Source organism: Psychrobacter sp. PSi21 (assembly GCF_054960615.1).
Genome location: NZ_JBHNYR010000021.1, coordinates 32,994 through 51,387, shown reverse-complemented (window position 1 = coordinate 51,387; position 18,394 = coordinate 32,994). Strand labels below are relative to the sequence as shown.

Sequence of the window (18,394 nt, the reverse complement as noted above, 5' to 3'; positions counted from 1 at the left end):
AAACTTATTATGTAATAATGAAAAATAAATGAATAATTCTATATCAATCAATGGTTTGTTATGGTATCAAACCAGAGACAATGACTCTCAAAAACAAAAGATATCATTTAATTTCTTATACTTAACAGTTGTTTAAAACATAAATTTTTCATCATTAGCGCATGTGCTATTTTAATCTCTGCTCCATGAACTGGTTATCGCTAAAATCTTGGGTTCAATATTCATTTCAAGTACTTTTTAACAGCCAATCTAATATATTTGCTAAGCGAATAAACATATGGCTAGTTTATTTTTAGAGTACTGGGTTTTTTGTGCATGAGTGACACAGCTTTATCGCTAAAAAGTAGCTGTACAGCTGTTATTTTTGCTGACACATAGCGCGTCTTTACGAATCCAATGCCACCATAACTACGACACTTTACGAAAGTCTAAAACCTGCTGTCTGACCACTCGCTCAATTTGCTGCCAATCCGCAAGATTATGGCGAGAATATTGCACACTAAGATCTAATGCCATCTGTGGCTCCAAATCGAAGAGGTGTTGACAAGGTGGGCTTGGCACATATCTATTACTGCACTCTATATAGGTTATGATTTGTCCCGTCTTATCTCGCTGTATAAAAACATCTTTTGCATATCTGTTTTCACGGTAAGGACGATTCGTCTTCGAGTCTATACCGGGCGGCGCATAAACTTCTAATCCGTATTGGTCGTTATCAAGTTGTTCATATTCGTGAACAGGACTTGCTGCTGAGCTAGGATGGAGCGCTCCATCACCAATACGATGGATTCCGCCTGCACCGTAATACCTGTCTCCAGAAGTGACATTTACCGATATCCAAGGACTGTCTGGTAGGTTCTTTTCCTCATTATAAGCACGCTTTATCTCCTTGTTACTCCCATCAAGTATGGTATGGTCGGTGTAGCGCACATCAAAACCAAAGCTATTGATCTTTGAGTCATAGCTGCGTGTGGGTTTGGGACCTTCTCGTTTTTTACTCCAAGCAGGGTCGCCGTCATACTCAACCAAATGTACGAGGTTTTTAGGCAAATCCACAGGGACACCACCCAAATCGCCAATATAGTTGGGCTTTGGTAAAAACTTTGCCAAGATCCCTTTATGGTTACCCAGCGCTTGCAAGGTTTCAAAAGCAGATTTATGACCAGAATAAAGACTGAATAGCGATAGCAAAAAGAACAAAGTTAGACTTAGTTTTCGATACAGATTCATTGTGTTTACGACCTTGACCAACGGTAAAATACATACTAACAATAGTTTGCTAAATTACACAGCCTTATTGTTTACTGACATAAAAAAAGCCTCACAATCGTTGTGAGGCTTTTTTCTTAGCGTGAAGATTTAGCGGTATGTCGGCAAAAAGACGACTTATTACTATCAGTCACCCTTTGCAATCTTAGGTGGACCCTTGAGTAAGTGCTCATCGACGAACTCATCTGCTGAGTTATGGTCTGCTGATTCATCCGTAATATAGCTTTGCTGCGCACGATACAGGATCAGACGATCTCGTCCTAAGCCGCGCAATAACGCATACATCATCACGAATATCACCAAGGCAAACGGTAGCCCTGCCACGATAGCCGCAGCCTGCAAAGCTCCCAATCCACCAGCAGCAAGCAATACAGCGGCGATGAGACCTTCTGCCGTTGCCCAGAATACGCGCTGGATTTTTGGTGGGTTGGTATCACCACCAGCCGTCAGCATATCAATAACAAAACTGGCCGAATCTGATGAGGTCACAAACCAGAGGATAATCATCACCACAACCATCAACGTGATCGGTTTTGCAAATGGATAATACTCGACCAATTTGAAAATCGCACTACCCGTATCGTCTTGTACTGCGGCTACTAAGCCTGGGCTGACGCCTGTCACAGAAGACAGAAGCTCCATATGAACAGCGACGCCACCAAAGGTAGTGAACCAGAAGAACAAAATCAGCATTGGAATGAGCAGTACGCCAAGCGTGAATTCACGAATGGTACGACCACGAGAGATACGAGCGATAAAGATACCAACGAATGGTGCCCAGCTTACCCACCATGCCCAGTAAAATATCGTCCAACTGCTCTGCCAATCTGTTCCACTATAAGCCTCACCCCATGTGCCCAAAGACACGATAGCGGTCAGGTAGTTACCGATGTTTTCGATAAAGCTATTAAAGATAAACAACGTTGGCCCTAAGACCACCATGAATACCAACAGCACAACGGTGAAACCAATATTGATATCACTCAGTCGTTTGATACCTTTATCTAAACCCATCATAAGAGAGGCGATGGCAAGGGCGGTAATAAAGGCAATCAGAATAAACTGTAACATCAGACTATTCGGCGCACCAAACAGCTTCTCAAGTCCAGAATTGATCTGCATCACCCCAAGCCCAAGCGAGGTAACCACACCGAACATCGTACCGAATACGGCTAAGATATCGACGGTATGACCCCATTTGCCATAAATCTTTTTACCCAGTAGCGGGTATAGGGTAGATCGAATCGATAACGGCAAACCACGGCGAAAATGGAAATACGCCAAAGACAATGCCACAACCGTATAAATACCCCAAGCGTGTAGTCCCCAATGCATAAAGGAGATGTTCATCGCTTGCTTGGCAGCTTCAACCGTTTCGGCCTCGCCCATTGGTGGTGCCATGTAGTGATACAGCGGCTCCGCGGTACCCCAATAAACCAGACCAATACCGATACCTGCTGAAAACAGCATACCGATCCAAGAAAACAGGTTGTACTGTGGTCGCTCCGTCTGCTTACCTAGCCGAATGTCGCCATAGCGACTCATTGCTAAATAAATACAAAGCGCCAGTGCTGAGTTGACCAAAATGATGAACAACCAGCCGAATTTATGAGTAAGAAAGTCTTGTAAAAAACTAAAGACCGCCGCTGCTGTTTCGGTAAAGAGCGCACCAAAAATGATGAACCCAACGATCAGTAGCGACGATGTAATGAACACGGGTTTACTCACCCGTGGAAAAGGTCCTAATCTGCCTACTTTTACTTCATCCATGTGCAAGTCTCAAAATTTAAGGAATATAACTTTAACAAAATAGGCATTAACTATCAATGAATTACAAAATAAACCTTGATAAACACTCTATTTTGCTCTAGACAATACATCGATTTTTCTATATTAACCAGAAAAGTATCGGTTGGTAGATGACTTTATTGTCATGCTACTCAGGCATCAGCCTGAGTAGCTGTGCATCGTTGCCATCTTCCAATACCCAAACCTGCCCGTGGGCCACGAGCACGCTGCGAATACGGTGACCCATATCATAGCGGTAGCGCTCATGTGCTGTTGGTGGCGTCTCATCATTATCTAGCTCTACCACGATCAGCGCTTTTGAAGACAAGCCGCTGATCAGCACATCGCCTTGCCATGCAGGAAAGTCATTGTGCGTGCCAGCTTGGTAAAAGCTGATTGATGATGGCGATATCACAGGCGTCCACGAAATGTGCGGCGCGGCAAATTCAGAGCGTGTGTCGTGATCGGGAATATCAATGCCTGAGTAGTTGCGGCCATTTGATACCACAGGCCAGCCATAGTTCAGACCTTTTTTAATTAAATTAAACTCATCACCACCGCGCGGACCCATTTCATGCGCCCATAACTGACCACGCTCATCAAACATCATACCCAATACGTTGCGATGTCCCAACGTCCACAACTGCTTGGTCACGCTATTGTTATTTTTATTGTCAATAAACGGATTGTCCTCAGGCACGCTACCATCAGGATAAAGCCGCACAATTTTGCCCAAATTGACACTCATGTCTTGTGCTGGTGTTTTTTTCTGCCGTTCACCTGAGCTGATGTACAAATACTGACCATCAGGGGAAAACAGCAGGCGGTGACTATAATGCCCTTGACCTTCCACTTTGGGCATTTGTTGCCAAATGGGCGTGATGTCCTGCAAACGTGGTGTCTGTGTATCCAGACCCGTCAACGTCGCTTTGATGACCTTCGCGCCATAGGTATTACCACTGCTGCCCGCTTCAACATAACTGATATAAATGGCCTGACTGCTGGCAAAATCGGGCGCTAAGATAATATCACCCAGTCCGCCCTGTCCACCATACGCCACGTTAGGAACACCGCTAATACGGCGCTTGTCCCCTGAAGCGCTATCGACCACAAACAGCTCGCCTGACTTTTGCGTGACCAGCAGCATAGGGTCAGTACCATCGGTGGTCGGCAGAGCAGTCATCGCCCACGGTTCGATAAAGCGCGCGATGGTTTGGGTGGTAAAGGCGGGTTTGTCTGCCTTTGTTCTTTCGTGGTCTATGTCCGCTTGTGCCTCTGCTGAAGTATTGGTAGCACTGGGGCTACTGGTCGCTTGCGCGTTGCTCTCAGCGGTATCTGTCTGAGCCGCACGCTCAGGCTCCGTCGTTGAGGAGTTGGAGCATGCCGATACGCTCATCAAGAGCGCCGCGACACTGACAATACCGCCAAGGCGTTTGCTATTTGAGATGGTCATGGTCGTCACCTACTTAACCTGTCAATGGAAACTTTTATATCCTTTACAGTTATAACACAGCACAGACGCCTTAATCGTAAACAAATAAAACCCCCTACCTGTTTATACCAGTAGAGGGTTCCGATGAATACGATGTCTGGGTTAGCCGTATGATCAGCTCATCCGCAGCTTATCAAAGGTTAATTTATCATCCGCGCCGACATCGACCTTGATGATGTCGCCCGCCACAAAGTCGCCCGCTAAGAGCTTGAGTGACAACGGGTTTTCGATCTCTTGCTGGATGGCGCGTTTGAGTGGACGCGCGCCATACACTGGATCGTAACCGACAGAAACCAGTTGACTCATGGCAGCATCGCTTAGGGTGATACCCAGCTCACGTTCTTGCAAACGGTGACGCAAGCGATCCATTTGAATATCCGCAATGCCTGCCATTTGCGCTTGTCCTAACGCATGGAAAACCACAATCTCGTCAATACGGTTGACAAACTCAGGACGGAAGTGCTCACCGACCGACTCCATGACGGCTGCTTTGACGTCTTGATAGTCTTCACCGACCATCTCTTGGATTTTGTTTGAGCCTAAGTTACTGGTCATAATGATGACGGTATTTTTAAAGTCCACCACGCGCCCTTGAGAGTCAGTTAAGCGACCATCGTCCAAGACTTGCAGCAAAATATTAAACACATCAGGATGCGCTTTTTCTACCTCGTCAAACAGTACCACGCTATATGGCTTACGGCGTACCGCTTCGGTCAACGCGCCGCCTTCTTCATAACCGACGTAACCTGGGGGCGCACCCACCAAACGGCTGACACTGTGTTTTTCCATAAATTCACTCATGTCGATACGTACCATCGCCTCTTCTGAGTCAAATAAGAAATTGGCCAGTGATTTGGTCAGCTCAGTTTTCCCCACCCCCGTTGGCCCAAGGAACAAGAACGAACCTGAAGGACGGTTGGGATCAGACAGTCCCGCACGGCTACGGCGTACCGCATTAGCAACCGCTTCGACTGCTTCGTCTTGACCGATGACACGCTCATGGAGTTTGTCTTCCATGCTCAGCATTTTTTCACGCTCACCCTGCATCATTTTGGTAACAGGAATACCAGTAGCGGCGCTGACCACTTCTGCGATTTCATTGTCAGTGACTTTGTTACGCAGCAGCTTGACATTTGGCGCATTGGTTTGCTCTTTTTGCTCTGCCAAATCCGACTCATGAATACGGCGCTCAAGCTGGGGAATGGTTTCATATTGCAGCTTAGACATGGCTTCATAATCACCTTCGCGGCTGGCCTTGTCATAAGCAATACGTGCTTTGTCCAGCTCGTCTTTGAGCTGCTGGCTGCCTTTCACTAGTGCTTTTTCGGCTTGCCAGATCTCATTCAGATCAGCGTATTCTTTTTCCAGCTCGTCCACTTGCTGGTTAAGGGCTTTAAGCTCAGCTTGTGCGCCTGCATCTTCTTCGTTTTTGAGCACTTCACGCTGCATTTTGAGCTGAATCAAGCGACTGTCCAGCTTGCCCAAAGACTCAGGCTTGCTGTCCATTTCCATACGCAGACGACTGGCCGCTTCGTCGACCAAATCAATGGCCTTGTCTGGTAGCTTGCGATCGGTGATGTAGCGATGGCTCATACGCGCCGCCGCAATGATGGCGCTGTCTTGAATATCGACGCCATGATGCAGCTCGTAACGCTCTTTGAGACCACGCAAGATGGCGATGGTGTCTTCAACCGTCGGCTCATCAACCAGTACTTTTTGAAAACGGCGCTCAAGAGCGGCGTCTTTTTCAATATATTGGCGATACTCATCCAGTGTGGTTGCGCCGACGCAGTGCAGCTCACCACGTGCCAATGCAGGTTTGAGCATGTTGCCTGCGTCCATCGCGCCATCACTTTTGCCTGCGCCAACCATGGTGTGCAGCTCGTCGATAAACAAGATGACGTTGCCTTCTTGCTTTGCCAAATCGCTCAGTACGCTTTTGAGGCGCTCTTCAAACTCACCGCGAAATTTCGCGCCAGCGATCAATGCACCCAGATCTAGCGACAAGACTTCTTTATGGCGCAAGCCTTCTGGTACGTCGCCGTTGACGATTTTTTGAGCCAAGCCTTCTACAATCGCGGTTTTCCCCACACCCGGCTCACCGATCAACACAGGGTTGTTTTTGGTACGGCGCGAGAGCACTTGAATGGTACGGCGGATTTCTTCGTCACGACCAATCACAGGATCAAGCTTGCCCAATTCGGCACGCTCAGTCAGATTGATGGTGTATTTATTGAGCGAGTCGCGCTGGTCTTCTGCGTTTTGGTTGTTCACCGTGTCATCACCGCGCAGATTTTCGATAACGTCTTTGAGCTTGCTGGCGGTCACACCCGCGCTTGCAAATATCTTTTTGGTGTCGCCTTGCTCAGCGAGCGTTAGCATCACCCATTCGGTAGCGATAAAATCATCGCCTGCTTTTTGCGCTTGACGATCGGCTAGGTTCAGTACTTTGACCGAATTTGGGTTAAGGTTAACTTCACCTGTCGGCTCTGCGATGGTGGCTTGGTTATCAAGCGCCTTTGCCACGCCATTTTTAAGTGCAGGAATCGACGCACCTGCCTGCTGGCAAATGGCGAGGTTGGCTTCATCTTGTAGCAAAACGGCCAATAAATGCACAGGGTCGATACCCGTATGGTCACGACCAAGCGCGAGGCTTTGGGCTTCTTGGATAGCGCCTTGCAATTTTTGCGTAAACTTTTCAAATCTCATTGTGATGTCCTTAGATTATCGGGATAAAGTAGCGGCTTGTTATAAGTATGTGCCGCTTACTGATGTTTTCTATATAGGGCACAGTCGCTGCGCTTTCAATACAAATGAGTGAAAAATACACTATTTTTTATTAAGTTTTACCTCACAATATATCTGTTATGGCTTATAACCATTCTATTGGCAATGGTATCCTAATGTCACTATTTATTGCGAGTTCAGCTATTGTTTAAGAGTGTTCATCACCAGTATGGCGCGCAATAAATACAGACAAATGACAGCGCGCCGAGACAACAACGCCAAGCGGATATGCGTTAATAAGGTCTGGATATAATCAACGATGGTTAGGATGGGAATGGGCAAGTACGGCGCTTGCCCTTTGGTTATGGCTTATCTTTTATTCGACTTATCCTTTATTCATAAACAGTAGCTCTTCATAAACAGAGGCGCGGCATACGCACTTATTCGACGATTTCAATCGGTACGCCAACGGCCACCGCTGCCATGATTTCATCCATTTCCTCATTGGTAACCGCGATACAGCCATCGGTCCAGTCGCGCTGCTGATTCAGCAGTGCCAAATGTCCAAAGCCATTCATTTGACCATGAATCATGATATCGCCGCCCGGACTGGCACCAAGTGTCGCCGCATGCGCCCGATCTGCCGCATTGGGATAACTGATATGAATGGAGCGATAGGCAATAGAGTTTTCGTTTTTGTAATCTAAAGTATAGCTTCCTGTCGGCGTGCGCTCATCGCCTTGAACTTGCTTATGGCCAACAGGATTGTCCCCGAGTGCAATGCGGTAGGTTTTGAGCACCTGTCCGTCATGCATCAGCTGTAAGATGCGCTCTGACTTATCAACAAAAACTTTGTCCGCCTGCACGCCTGCCATAGATTGGCTGGTGTATAGATCGCCGCTTTGCGCGGCAGCGGACATTTGGCTGTATACGGTCAAACCCAGTAGCAGTCCAAAAGAGATGAACATCAGACCAATAGCGGCCCCGCGATGACGATGTTTAATAATAGAAGATGACATAACCAAACAGTTGTAATGTGTGTGCTACTCAATATAACAAAGCGGTAGCACAAACTGTATGGAAAGTTTATGATTTGCCCGTCAATACTACTTATTTGCGACCATCACCTGCCTAGCGCGTGTTATAAACATTATAAGCCTTAGGTCATCAAACCATACGAATGGCACCATCTAAACGGATGACTTCACCGTTCAGATAGGCATTATCAATGATATGGCTGACCAATTTGGCAAACTCTTCAGGCTGACCCAAACGCTTAGGATACGGTACAGCACTCTCTAGCTGCTCGCGCGCCTTTTCGGGAATACCTGCCATCATTGGCGTGCCAAACACCCCCGGCGCGATGGTCATCACACGGATACCATGGCGGGCCAGCTCACGTGCCAGCGGCAAGGTCAACCCTACCACCCCTGCTTTGGACGAAGCATAGCTGGCTTGACCAACTTGACCATCAAAAGCGGCGATAGAAGCGGTGTTGATAATCACCCCTTGATCGATATTTTGCGCGGGTTCTGCACCGTCGCTCTGGTTGCTGACGCGGCGCGCGATACTGGCGGCAACCAAACGTGCGACATTGAAGGAACCGACAAGGTTGATGTTCACGCCGCGACTAAAACTGTCCAAATCTGCAGGATTGTTGTCACGGTCGAGCAGCTTTTGTACCACCACGATGCCAGCGCAGTTGACTGAGCCTTGTAAACTGCCAAATGCCTGCTCAGCCAGTTCTACTGCCGCTTGTACGTCGTCGCTACTGGTGACGTCACAATGGATAAAGCGCACGCTATCGCCCAGCGCTTCACTTAGTGCTTGCCCGCGCGTGTCGTTGAGGTCTGCAATGATGGCCTGCCCCCCTTGTGCCACCAGCGACCGCACCACCGCCTCGCCCAATCCTGATGCCCCGCCTGTGACCAAAAAACTGTTTGATGCTACTTGCATGATGTGTCCTTAACCCTATCTGGTATCTGAATATAATGTGTTGTATTGAACGCACTGGCGCGGCTTACTACGCTGATAAGCTGCGTAATAAAAAGCGCTGTATTTTGCCGCTTGGGGTTTTTGGCAAGCTGGATACAAACTCTACCTCACGCGGATACGCATGAGCTGAGAGTCTGGTACGTACCAGCGCTTTGATTTGCTGGGCGATCTCATCTGTGCCCTCCATACCCTCTTTAAGTACCACATAAGACTTGATGGTATGCCCGCGTACTTCGTCGGGCACGCCCACGGCGGCAGACTCGGCAACGGCGTCATGCTCAAGCACGGTGTTCTCTACATCGGTTGGCCCAACGCGGTAACCTGCCGTAATGATAATGTCATCATCGCGGCCCAAAAACCAATAGCTGCCGTCTTCATGGCGCTCGACCACATCCCCTGTCAGATAGTAGTCATCGACGAAGGCTTGTTTTTCATTCCAGCTGTAGCCGCTGAAATAAAACGCAGGCGACTGACTGACCACCACTGCCAGCTGTCCCGGCTGACCATCGGGCAAGACATTCATATCGTCATCGAGCACCACCAGCGTGTGCCCCAGCATCGCCACGCCCATAGAGCCGACTGGTCGATTGTGCGACAGCGCATGATGCGCGCAGCAGGTCATGCCCGTTTCGGTCTGACCGTACTGATCGCGCACATGACAGCCCAAATGCGTCTCGACCCAATTGACCACTTCGGTATTTAAAGTCTCGCCAGCAGAATTGGCACAGCGCAGGACTAAGCCGTCAGTGTGATTAGCCGCACTGGTATCTTGCTCAGTCCTGTCCGCAAACACGCCGCTTGATTTGAGCATGCGATACGCGGTCGGCGACGAGGCCAAATTGGTGATACCATGCTTGACCAAAAAATCGCGGGTGTTGGGCGCATCAAAGCCGGCTTCATTAAAGTAGGTGGTTACGCCCATCAGTAGTGGCCCTGTGATGGCATAGTACAAGCCGTATGCCCAACCTGGGTCGGCCATATTCCAGTACTTTTCATCTGCACGCAAATCAATGGCGTAACGCATATACAGATAAAATGCGGGTAAAGCTGTTAAGGGCACGCTCACGCCTTTCGACTTACCGACCGTTCCTGAGGTAAACATCTGCAAAAACGGAGCCTCTGCATCCAATATCACAGCATCAAAGCGGGTTGGCTGGCTGGCTATTTTGGTTTGATAATGGTCATCGCCCCACATCTCGCTGTCTGCTTGCGTACCGACCATCACCATTTTGGTTTGTGCGGCCAGCTCCGCAAACTTGTCTCGATTGTCGCTGTTGGTGAACACCACCTTGGTCTGAGCTTTGTCCAAACGGTACTTAATCGACTCGTAGCCAAAGGCGGTAAACAGCGGCTGATAAATCGCGCCAATGCGCCATGTCGCCAGTACCACAACCAGCAGCTCAGGCGTACGTGACAGCATGGTCGCCACACGATCGCCTGCCTGCACGCCATAAGACTGCAATAGGTTGGCCACTTGGGCGCTATAAGTGTCCAGCTCACCAAAAGTCATGGTAGTGACTGTGCCTGATAGGTCTTCGTGGACTAAAGCTGGGTGGTCGGCGTGACCGTCACGTACATGGCGACCGCAGCACGCCAAATAAGCGTTTAGGCGGTCATCAAGGTGGCTACCGAAGATATCCTGTAACAGCGTATCCATATCAAACTGTTCATAATGCTCGGCATAGCTGGGAGCGCTGTCGGTATCATGATTGGTTTGGGAGTGCTGATTGTCAGTATTGGCGGTCGTGGTTGGGGCGCAGCGACTGGTGGCTGCGCGTTCAGAAATGGTAGTCATAGCGCTAATCCTTTAGCAAATAATCATAAAAGCGGCTGATTTCCTACAAGCCGTGTGTCCTTATTCCTTATCACTTCTATTAATAACGTATTTTTTATATTGTTTCAATACGAATCGTATCATTTTTATTGTTTTGAACCATCGCGTCATACCCTCAGTATTCTACCGCGCGCAAAAAGCCCAGCAGTGCCTTTTCTTCACATTGCTGATGACTGCGAGTGCGTCCGCGCCGTGCTTGGCGATAACGCTCATAAAAGCCGCCTGCCAAAAAGGCTTCGATAATTACGGGATGGATATAAGAGGCGCGGCATACCGCAGGGGTATTACCCAGCTCGTCAGCGACAGCTTTGACCATCTGTGTGACCACAGCTTGACGCTTGTCACTGTCCGCGCCGCTTTGACGCACCGCATCACCGTCCGCATCGATACAGGCTTCGTATAGATGATGCGCCGCCAGCACGCTTGCCATCCATGTGCGAAAGTCCTTGGCGCTATATAGTGCCTCATCACAGTCGATATGCTCACGCAGATAGGCATTGATATCAGCACTGTCCACTTCTTGCTTATCGCCATGGTCATCGAGGTATTTAAAAATACGATATCCTGGCAAATCTGAGCAGGCGCGCACAATGTCAACCAAGCGCTCGTCTTGCAATTCAATATGATGGGTTTTGGCACTTTTTCCGACAAAATCAAAGGCCAGTCCATTGTCCGTTTCGCTCACATGCTTGCTACGCAGGGTACTGAGGCCATAGCTTTTATTCAGCTTGGCATAACGACTGTTGCCGACCCGAATCAAGGTGGTTTCTAATAGCTTCACCACCGCTGCCAATACGTTGGCGCGTGATAGCGGCGCCGCTTCCAAATCGTGTGCCACTTGGGCGCGCAGACTGGGTAGTCCGTTGGCAAAGCCGATCATGGCATCAAATTTTGCCTTGTCACGGGCACTGTCCCATTGCGGATGATATAAGTATTGTTTGCGCGCCTTGTCATCACGGCCAGTCGATTGCAGATGGCCATCGGGATATTGGCAGATCCACACCTCAGACCACATAGGCGGTATCACCAGCGCATCAAAGCGCTGACGTAGCGCTTTGTCTTTGACCGTCTGGCCTGTCGCATCACGATAGGTAAAGCCACGCCCCCAGCGGCGACGGGTATAACCGGGTTCTTCATCACTGACATAACGCAAATTGGCGCGGCGTGCCAGTCGTTCATAATCATGGCGCGTATCTTGTGTGGTTGATTGCTCATTTGTTTTATCCATAAAAATACTCATTTCATCATTTTATGGTTTTAGCATAGTAAACCGCGGTTATTTTTGCTGTTTGTTTGCCACGGACAAAGTGTAATCCTGTGTAAAATAAAACAGTAATGACAATAGCGATAAGGGTTATAAAGGCTGCATTTTTGAGGCATAATTCAGTACTATTCAAAACTTAAGTTTATTAAAAATGAATCATTCACCTATCAAGACAACACCACTTTCTACAACCAATTACGAGTTGTGGTTACCATTATGGCAAAACTATCTGACATTTTATGAGACCCAATTATCAGCAAGCACAACAGAGGCGATTTGGCACAACTTGCTGAATGAAAGCGTTCCCATCTATGGATTTGGCGCATGGAGAGACGATATTTTGGTGGGCATAACCCATGTGGTGCTACATCCCAACACATGGAATATCAATGAGTGTTGTTACTTAGAAGATTTATATGTCGTTGATCATGTCCGTGGTCAAGGCGTGGGACGCGCATTGATTGAGCATGTCTATGCCTTTGCTCAGGAAAAAGACTGCAACCGCGTCTACTGGACGACGCAAGACAGCAACATCGCTGCTCGTAAGCTCTATGACAAGCTGGCAGATTTGACCGATATGGTGCAATATCGTAAAAACCTATAAATAACTTGCCTATAAAATAACCATAAAAAACGCCAAGCATTTGAGCTTGGCGTTTTTTATGGTGAGACTGTTCAATGTAGAAACAGGTCAATATAGAAACCGTTATTCACCATATAGGCATAGATAAGCCGTTTCTACCTCAACTTTTACTTGGAACTTTTGATTGGCTTCAACAGTAAACTGCTCGCCAGCATTAAACGTTTGCCAGTCATCACGCTCTGGTAGCTTGACCGTCAATGCACCGCTGACCACGCTCATGGTTTCAAACTCACTGGTGCCAAACTCGTACTCACCAATTTCCATAACACCTACCGTGGCAGGCTTAGTTGCTGTTTGAAAAGCAATCGAAGTTACTTTGTCATCAAAATAATTATTTACGCTTGGCATAATCTTCCTTAATTACCTGTTAGTTAATATGTTATTTTACAGTCCTGCTTTTAGACTGGCTTCAATAAATTGATCCAGATCGCCATCCAATACCGCGCCTGTGTTAAAGGTTTCAACCCCTGTACGCAAGTCTTTAATACGGGAGTCATCGAGCACGTATGAGCGAATCTGACTGCCCCAGCCGACGTCTGACTTATTATCTTCGACCGCTTGCTGTTTTTCCATACGTTTTTGCATCTCAAGCTCATAGAGCTTGGCGCGAAGCATCTTCATCGCCGTGGCTTTGTTGCCATGCTGACTACGTTCGTTCTGACAGGTCACGACCACGCCCGATGGCTCATGGGTGATACGTACCGCAGAGTCTGTGGTGTTGACGTGCTGACCACCTGCCCCTGAGGAGCGATAGGTATCAATGCGTAAATCCGCTGGATTGATGACAATCTCGACATTGTCATCAATCTCAGGCGAGACGAACACCGCTGCAAACGAGGTATGACGCCCATTATTACTGTCAAATGGTGATTTACGTACCAAACGATGGACACCGATCTCAGTACGCAGCCAGCCAAACGCGTAATCGCCTTTGATCTCAATCGTCGCCGACTTGATACCCGCAACGCCGCCCGCTGACACTTCAATCACATCAACTTTGAAGCCGTGCGCTTCCGCCCAGCGTGTATACATACGCAGCAGCATCTCCGCCCAGTCTTGTGCTTCGGTACCACCACTGCCTGACTGGATATCCAAATAGCAGTTGTTTGGGTCCATCTCACCGCTAAACATACGGCGAAATTCTAGATCTGCCAAACGCGTCTCGGCACTATCTAGCTCGGTTTGTACATCGGTCAGCAAGGCTTCATCTTCAGCCTCTACTGCCAGCTCTAGCATGGCAGACGCGTCTTCTAATGTGGTTTCTAAAGAGACTACCACGTCGATGACGGCATCCAGTTGGCTCTTTTCTTTGCTGATTTTGGTGGCACGCTCAGGGTCATTCCACAGTTCTGGATTTTCCAGCTCCAAATTGACTTCTTCTAAGCGTTCTTGCTTGCCATCGAAGTCAAAGATACCCCCGAAGGTCGCGACCACGATTGCTTAGGTCTTTGATTTGTTCTTGGTATTGATTGGTTTCCATAATAGTTCCTGTCATAAAAGTAAAATACTGCCGCTGACTGTCTCAGCGCCAGTCATTATCAGCACAGACGCGCTCGGTTATCATGATGAGCGGCGCTATGGGTCATGCGCATACGGATGCAAAGTGAGCTATATCGCCCAGTCCTCTACCGCCCAGTGGTGGGCAAGTGCATGCGCATGCAGGCTGTCATCAGGTGACACGCAGACGGGCACATCCGCCCATTCTAACAGTGGAATGTCATTCTTTGAATCAGAATAGGCATAGGTTTTGTCAAACGTGACGCCAGCGGCGCGCTTGTTGTCCAGCCATTTATCCAAGTGGTAAATCTTACCCGCCTGAAAATTTGGCTTGTCGGTCAGCTTGCCTGTATAACGCGCATCCACAATTTCAAGCGGTGTCGCCAGTACATTGGCCGCCATGATATCAAAACGCTCAGCGATTGCCGATACCACAAAGTCATTGGTTGCTGAGATAATCACCACTTCATGGCCACGGTCTAAATGCTCTCGCAGCACCGCTACCGCTTTTGGACGCATGTGCGGCTCGATCTCATACTTAATATAGTCTTCACGCAATTCGTGTAAGCGATCAAGCGGTAACGTGGTCAAAAACTGCGCGACAAATTCATTGTATTCCGTGGCATCGAGCGTGCCTTCGATATACTGCTCATAAAATGCTTGATTGGCGGTGCGGTACTGCGCTTCGTCAACGAGACCGTGTTTGACAATATATTCGCCCCATAGATAGTCACTGTCGACATCCAGTAAGGTATGGTCTAAATCGAATAATGCCAGTTGCTTCTGCTGCTTTTGTGCTTGATTTACCTGCTGTACTTGATTTGCCTGCATAGTGAGACCTTATCGTTGATTGCTAAAAAATATGACGTGTTTAATAAAATTGGGTATGGTTGTTGACCAAAAATGAAAGCGTTGATCAAATACAGCCTTTAGCCTGTTATCTGTTAAATTAGGCTTAGGATACCTATATGCTTTTAATAAAAAGTGCCTTTAATAAGAAATGTCTTTAATCAGGCATTGCTATTTCGGTCAGACCTTCTTTATAAGTCTCACAAAGCTCAGCGTAATGGTGTGCTGACATTTTTAGCATGGCGGCTTGCTCATCAGTCAGCGTTTTGACGACTTTTGCAGGTGCACCCATCACCATTGAGTTGTCTGGAATCACTTTGCCTTCTGTGACTAGGGCTTTGGCACCAATGATGCAGTTCTTACCGATTTTGACATTATTAAGCACCACCGCACCAATGCCAATCAGACTGTTGTCACCGATTTGACAGCCGTGCAGCATCGCCATATGACCGATAGTGACGTAATTGCCAATATTGGCCTCGATACCCAAATCAGTATGAATCACACTGTTTTCTTGCACATTACTATAGTCACCGATATGAATGTGGCCGACGTCACCGCGCAATACCGCCCCAAACCAAATGCTGGCTTTATGACCCAAATACACATCACCGATTACTTGTGCCGAGTCAGCGACCCAACCATTGAATGGTACGGCAAAGCTTGGCGTTTTGTCCAAATATTTAAATATCATCATCCATCCTTAGTTCGTATGATTGGTATAAAAAACTGCAAATTATGGCATCAGTCTATTTTTGCCTATGATGCGCGATTTTTTAGCGGCGAATGCCCACCTTTATAGTACAATCAGCCGCGCTTACTTTATCCATTTTTTCGATGGCAGCATCGATTATTGCTACTGCTGCCCTATCAAGGACGTATTTATGCCGCGCACCCCCTACGCCCCCATTATCCTACTCGCCAGCAGCATGCTCATCGCCGCGCCCAGTCAGGCCGACAGTCATTCAGGCGTCAAACGTGCAGGCGATATCATGGCTTTGACGATCCCTGCCCTTGCCTACGGTAGCACCCATTATATGGATGATAAAGCGGGACGTCAGCAATTTTATCAGTCATTTGCAGCCAATGTTGCCGCCACCTATGCGCTCAAGTCAACCATTGATAAAGAGCGGCCCGATGGCAGCGACCAAGACTCCTTTCCTTCAGGGCATACGTCACTGGCTTTTCAGGGTGCCAGCTTTATTCACAAACGCTACGGCTTAGAATACAGTATTCCTGCTTATGTGGGGGCAACCTTTGTAGGCTATAGTCGGGTAAAAGCCGACAAACATGATGTGGGTGATGTGCTGGCTGGCGCGGCGCTTGGTGTGGCCAGTAGCATGGTGCTGACCAAACGCTATAATGATGATCTGCTGCTCACCACTGATCTTGCTTCTGATTATTATGGTTTTGCTGTCCATTACCAATTTTAATCGCTGCGTTTGCGTACAGTGCTAGCCCTTCTCGCAAAATTTTAGTATAATGCGCAAAATCTGTGCCTAAGCGAGCGGACATGATGCGAGTTACTCATTCACTACCCAGTGAGTTTTGTAGTTCTCATTGCTGATGTCTTCTCGCTTTTTTGTGGACAATTTTTGCCTTTATGTCGATTTTTCGGTGTCTTCACGGGTACTTTGAAATGATAAACAGGCACATATTGCACCACAAACTATATGGGCACCCCCAAATTAAAACGGAGGCAAACCTTGAATTCATCGGCAGATATACAAGCAATTTTGGCACTGGCAGACGGCACAATTTTTCACGGTGTAAGTATCGGCAGTATGGGTCATCGTGTCGGTGAAGTGGTATTTAATACAGCCATGACAGGGTATCAAGAAATATTAACCGACCCAAGCTATGCCCGTCAGCTCGTCACACTGACTTACCCGCACATCGGTAATACGGGTACCAACAGTGAAGATAGCGAATCTGGCAACACCCATCAAGTCTGGGCTGAGGGTTTGATCATTCGTGATGCCACCATGGCGACCTCAAGCTTTCGCAACACCGAATCCCTCACCGCCTATCTACAGCGCAACGATACCGTTGCCATCGCAGATATCGACACCCGCCAGCTCACCCGTGTGCTGCGTGACCAAGGCGCACAGCACGGCTGCATCATGACGCCCGCTGAAGGCAATGTCATCACCAGCGACGACGAGCAAAAAGCGATTGTGTTGGCGCAAGGCTTTGCAGGCCTAAAAGGTATGGATCTGGCCAAAGAATGCTGTAACCCTGACGGCTTTGAGTGGACTGAAGGCACATGGGAGCTATCAGACACCCTACTCAACCGTGATATCGAAGGCAGCCATGACACCGGTACAGGCGGCTTTTTTAAGCAGCTTGGCAAGCAAATCGAGCACAAATACGACGTGGTGGCCTATGACTTTGGCACCAAAACCAACATCCTGCGTATGCTTGTTGATCGCGGCTGCCGCGTGACGGTTGTCCCAGCACAAACCCCGATTGCTGACGTACTGGCGATGAATCCAGACGGTATCTTCTTATCAAATGGCCCTGGCGATCCAGCGGCTTGTGACTACGCCATCGACAGCGTACGCCACATTATTGAAGAAACAGACGTACCAACCTTTGGTATCTGTCTTGGTCATCAGCTCGTTGGTCTTGCTAGCGGCGCGAACACCATGAAGATGAAAACGGGCCACCACGGTGCCAACCATCCTGTACAGGACTTGGATACAGGCACAGTGATGATCACCAGTCAAAACCACGGTTTTGCGGTTGATGAAGACACTTTGCCAGAAAACGTGAAATCAACGCACCGCTCATTGTTCGATGGTACCAACCAAGGCATCGAGCTGACCAACAAGCCTGTCTTTAGTTTTCAAGGTCACCCAGAAGCCAGCCCTGGCCCGCACGACTGCGCGCCACTGTTTGATCGCTTTGCTGAGATGATGGAAAAGGCTAAAACTGCTCAAGCTTAACGGTTCGTTATAACTTGATAATAAGTCAATGCTTGAATCGCTAAAAGCGGTTTGAGCAGTACTGTAACAAAGCATTGTAAGTATAAAA

At 48.1% G+C, this 18,394-nt stretch carries 15 protein-coding genes; 3 read left to right on the top strand and 12 right to left on the bottom strand.

What is annotated here, in order from left to right; all coding sequences use genetic code 11:
• Positions 1–408: 408 nt before the first annotated feature.
• The 8 genes from ACFI32_RS13040 to ACFI32_RS13005 all read right to left on the bottom strand — a co-directional run bounded on the left by ACFI32_RS13040 (position 409) and on the right by ACFI32_RS13005 (position 12,333).
• A complete protein-coding gene (locus tag ACFI32_RS13040) occupies positions 409–1,230 on the bottom strand; it encodes a hypothetical protein (protein WP_462627032.1) in 822 nt (273 codons plus the stop codon).
• A gap of 165 nt (positions 1,231–1,395) precedes the next feature.
• Positions 1,396–3,039: a BCCT family transporter gene (locus ACFI32_RS13035; RefSeq protein ID WP_462627031.1), complete on the bottom strand. Its 1,644-nt coding sequence runs from the start codon at positions 3,037–3,039 to the stop codon at positions 1,396–1,398.
• A gap of 166 nt (positions 3,040–3,205) precedes the next feature.
• Positions 3,206–4,510, bottom strand: coding sequence for a PQQ-dependent sugar dehydrogenase (locus tag ACFI32_RS13030; RefSeq protein WP_462627030.1), 1,305 nt, complete (start codon positions 4,508–4,510; stop codon positions 3,206–3,208).
• A 153-nt stretch (positions 4,511–4,663) separates the two neighbouring features.
• Positions 4,664–7,258, bottom strand: a complete 2,595-nt coding sequence (gene clpB, locus ACFI32_RS13025) for an ATP-dependent chaperone ClpB (RefSeq protein WP_462627029.1) — start codon at positions 7,256–7,258, stop codon at positions 4,664–4,666.
• A gap of 458 nt (positions 7,259–7,716) precedes the next feature.
• On the bottom strand, positions 7,717–8,295 hold the full coding sequence (locus ACFI32_RS13020) for a L,D-transpeptidase family protein (protein ID WP_462627028.1): 579 nt from the start codon (positions 8,293–8,295) through the stop codon (positions 7,717–7,719).
• Positions 8,296–8,443: 148 nt separating this feature from the next.
• Entirely contained in the window at positions 8,444–9,232 is a 789-nt protein-coding gene (locus ACFI32_RS13015) for an SDR family NAD(P)-dependent oxidoreductase (protein ID WP_462627027.1), read from the bottom strand.
• 67 nt (positions 9,233–9,299) lie between these two features.
• Positions 9,300–11,066: an AMP-binding protein gene (locus ACFI32_RS13010; RefSeq protein ID WP_462627026.1), complete on the bottom strand. Its 1,767-nt coding sequence runs from the start codon at positions 11,064–11,066 to the stop codon at positions 9,300–9,302.
• Between the two features lie 154 nt (positions 11,067–11,220).
• On the bottom strand, positions 11,221–12,333 hold the full coding sequence (locus tag ACFI32_RS13005) for a DNA topoisomerase IB (RefSeq protein WP_462627025.1): 1,113 nt from the start codon (positions 12,331–12,333) through the stop codon (positions 11,221–11,223).
• 187 nt (positions 12,334–12,520) lie between these two features.
• Between ACFI32_RS13005 and ACFI32_RS13000 the strand changes: the two genes are divergently transcribed.
• Positions 12,521–12,973 (top strand): GNAT family N-acetyltransferase, encoded by a 453-nt coding sequence (locus tag ACFI32_RS13000; protein ID WP_462627024.1) that lies wholly within the window; start codon positions 12,521–12,523, stop codon positions 12,971–12,973.
• A gap of 102 nt (positions 12,974–13,075) precedes the next feature.
• On the opposite strand, the gene ppnP is transcribed toward ACFI32_RS13000, so the two are convergent.
• From ppnP to ACFI32_RS12980, 4 genes are all read right to left on the bottom strand, one after another.
• Positions 13,076–13,360 carry a pyrimidine/purine nucleoside phosphorylase gene (ppnP, locus tag ACFI32_RS12995; protein ID WP_462627023.1) on the bottom strand — a complete coding sequence of 95 codons (285 nt, stop codon included), beginning with the start codon at positions 13,358–13,360 and terminating at the stop codon, positions 13,076–13,078.
• A 36-nt stretch (positions 13,361–13,396) separates the two neighbouring features.
• A protein-coding gene (prfB, locus tag ACFI32_RS12990) for a peptide chain release factor 2 (RefSeq protein WP_462627022.1) occupies positions 13,397–14,492 on the bottom strand; the annotation gives its coding sequence in 2 pieces (ribosomal slippage) (positions 13,397–14,419 and positions 14,421–14,492; 1,095 coding nt in all).
• Between the two features lie 128 nt (positions 14,493–14,620).
• The gene (locus ACFI32_RS12985) at positions 14,621–15,340 is read right to left on the bottom strand and encodes an HAD family hydrolase (RefSeq protein WP_462627021.1); all 720 of its coding nucleotides are present in this window, start codon (positions 15,338–15,340) and stop codon (positions 14,621–14,623) included.
• Between the two features lie 175 nt (positions 15,341–15,515).
• Positions 15,516–16,052 carry a gamma carbonic anhydrase family protein gene (locus ACFI32_RS12980; RefSeq protein WP_462627020.1) on the bottom strand — a complete coding sequence of 179 codons (537 nt, stop codon included), beginning with the start codon at positions 16,050–16,052 and terminating at the stop codon, positions 15,516–15,518.
• A 190-nt stretch (positions 16,053–16,242) separates the two neighbouring features.
• Between ACFI32_RS12980 and ACFI32_RS12975 the strand changes: the two genes are divergently transcribed.
• Positions 16,243–16,791: a phosphatase PAP2 family protein gene (locus tag ACFI32_RS12975; RefSeq protein ID WP_462627019.1), complete on the top strand. Its 549-nt coding sequence runs from the start codon at positions 16,243–16,245 to the stop codon at positions 16,789–16,791.
• 273 nt (positions 16,792–17,064) lie between these two features.
• Positions 17,065–18,306, top strand: coding sequence for a glutamine-hydrolyzing carbamoyl-phosphate synthase small subunit (carA, locus tag ACFI32_RS12970; RefSeq protein WP_462627018.1), 1,242 nt, complete (start codon positions 17,065–17,067; stop codon positions 18,304–18,306).
• Positions 18,307–18,394 lie beyond the last annotated feature (88 nt).

Bases quoted from the DNA above. Each gene is read 5' to 3' on its own strand.
- ACFI32_RS13030 (WP_462627030.1), bottom strand. From the start codon at position 4,510: ATGACCATCTCAAATAGCAAACGCCTTGGCGGTATTGTCAGTGTCGCG.
- ACFI32_RS13010 (WP_462627026.1), bottom strand. From the start codon at position 11,066: ATGACTACCATTTCTGAACGCGCAGCCACCAGTCGCTGCGCCCCAACC.
- clpB (WP_462627029.1), bottom strand. From the start codon at position 7,258: ATGAGATTTGAAAAGTTTACGCAAAAATTGCAAGGCGCTATCCAAGAA.
- ACFI32_RS13015 (WP_462627027.1), bottom strand. From the start codon at position 9,232: ATGCAAGTAGCATCAAACAGTTTTTTGGTCACAGGCGGGGCATCAGGA.
- ppnP (WP_462627023.1), bottom strand. From the start codon at position 13,360: ATGCCAAGCGTAAATAATTATTTTGATGACAAAGTAACTTCGATTGCT.
- ACFI32_RS13035 (WP_462627031.1), bottom strand. From the start codon at position 3,039: ATGGATGAAGTAAAAGTAGGCAGATTAGGACCTTTTCCACGGGTGAGT.
- ACFI32_RS13000 (WP_462627024.1), top strand. From the start codon at position 12,521: ATGAATCATTCACCTATCAAGACAACACCACTTTCTACAACCAATTAC.
- ACFI32_RS13040 (WP_462627032.1), bottom strand. From the start codon at position 1,230: ATGAATCTGTATCGAAAACTAAGTCTAACTTTGTTCTTTTTGCTATCG.
- ACFI32_RS13020 (WP_462627028.1), bottom strand. From the start codon at position 8,295: ATGTCATCTTCTATTATTAAACATCGTCATCGCGGGGCCGCTATTGGT.
- ACFI32_RS12985 (WP_462627021.1), bottom strand. From the start codon at position 15,340: ATGCAGGCAAATCAAGTACAGCAGGTAAATCAAGCACAAAAGCAGCAG.
- ACFI32_RS13005 (WP_462627025.1), bottom strand. From the start codon at position 12,333: ATGGATAAAACAAATGAGCAATCAACCACACAAGATACGCGCCATGAT.
- ACFI32_RS12975 (WP_462627019.1), top strand. From the start codon at position 16,243: ATGCCGCGCACCCCCTACGCCCCCATTATCCTACTCGCCAGCAGCATG.
- ACFI32_RS12980 (WP_462627020.1), bottom strand. From the start codon at position 16,052: ATGATATTTAAATATTTGGACAAAACGCCAAGCTTTGCCGTACCATTC.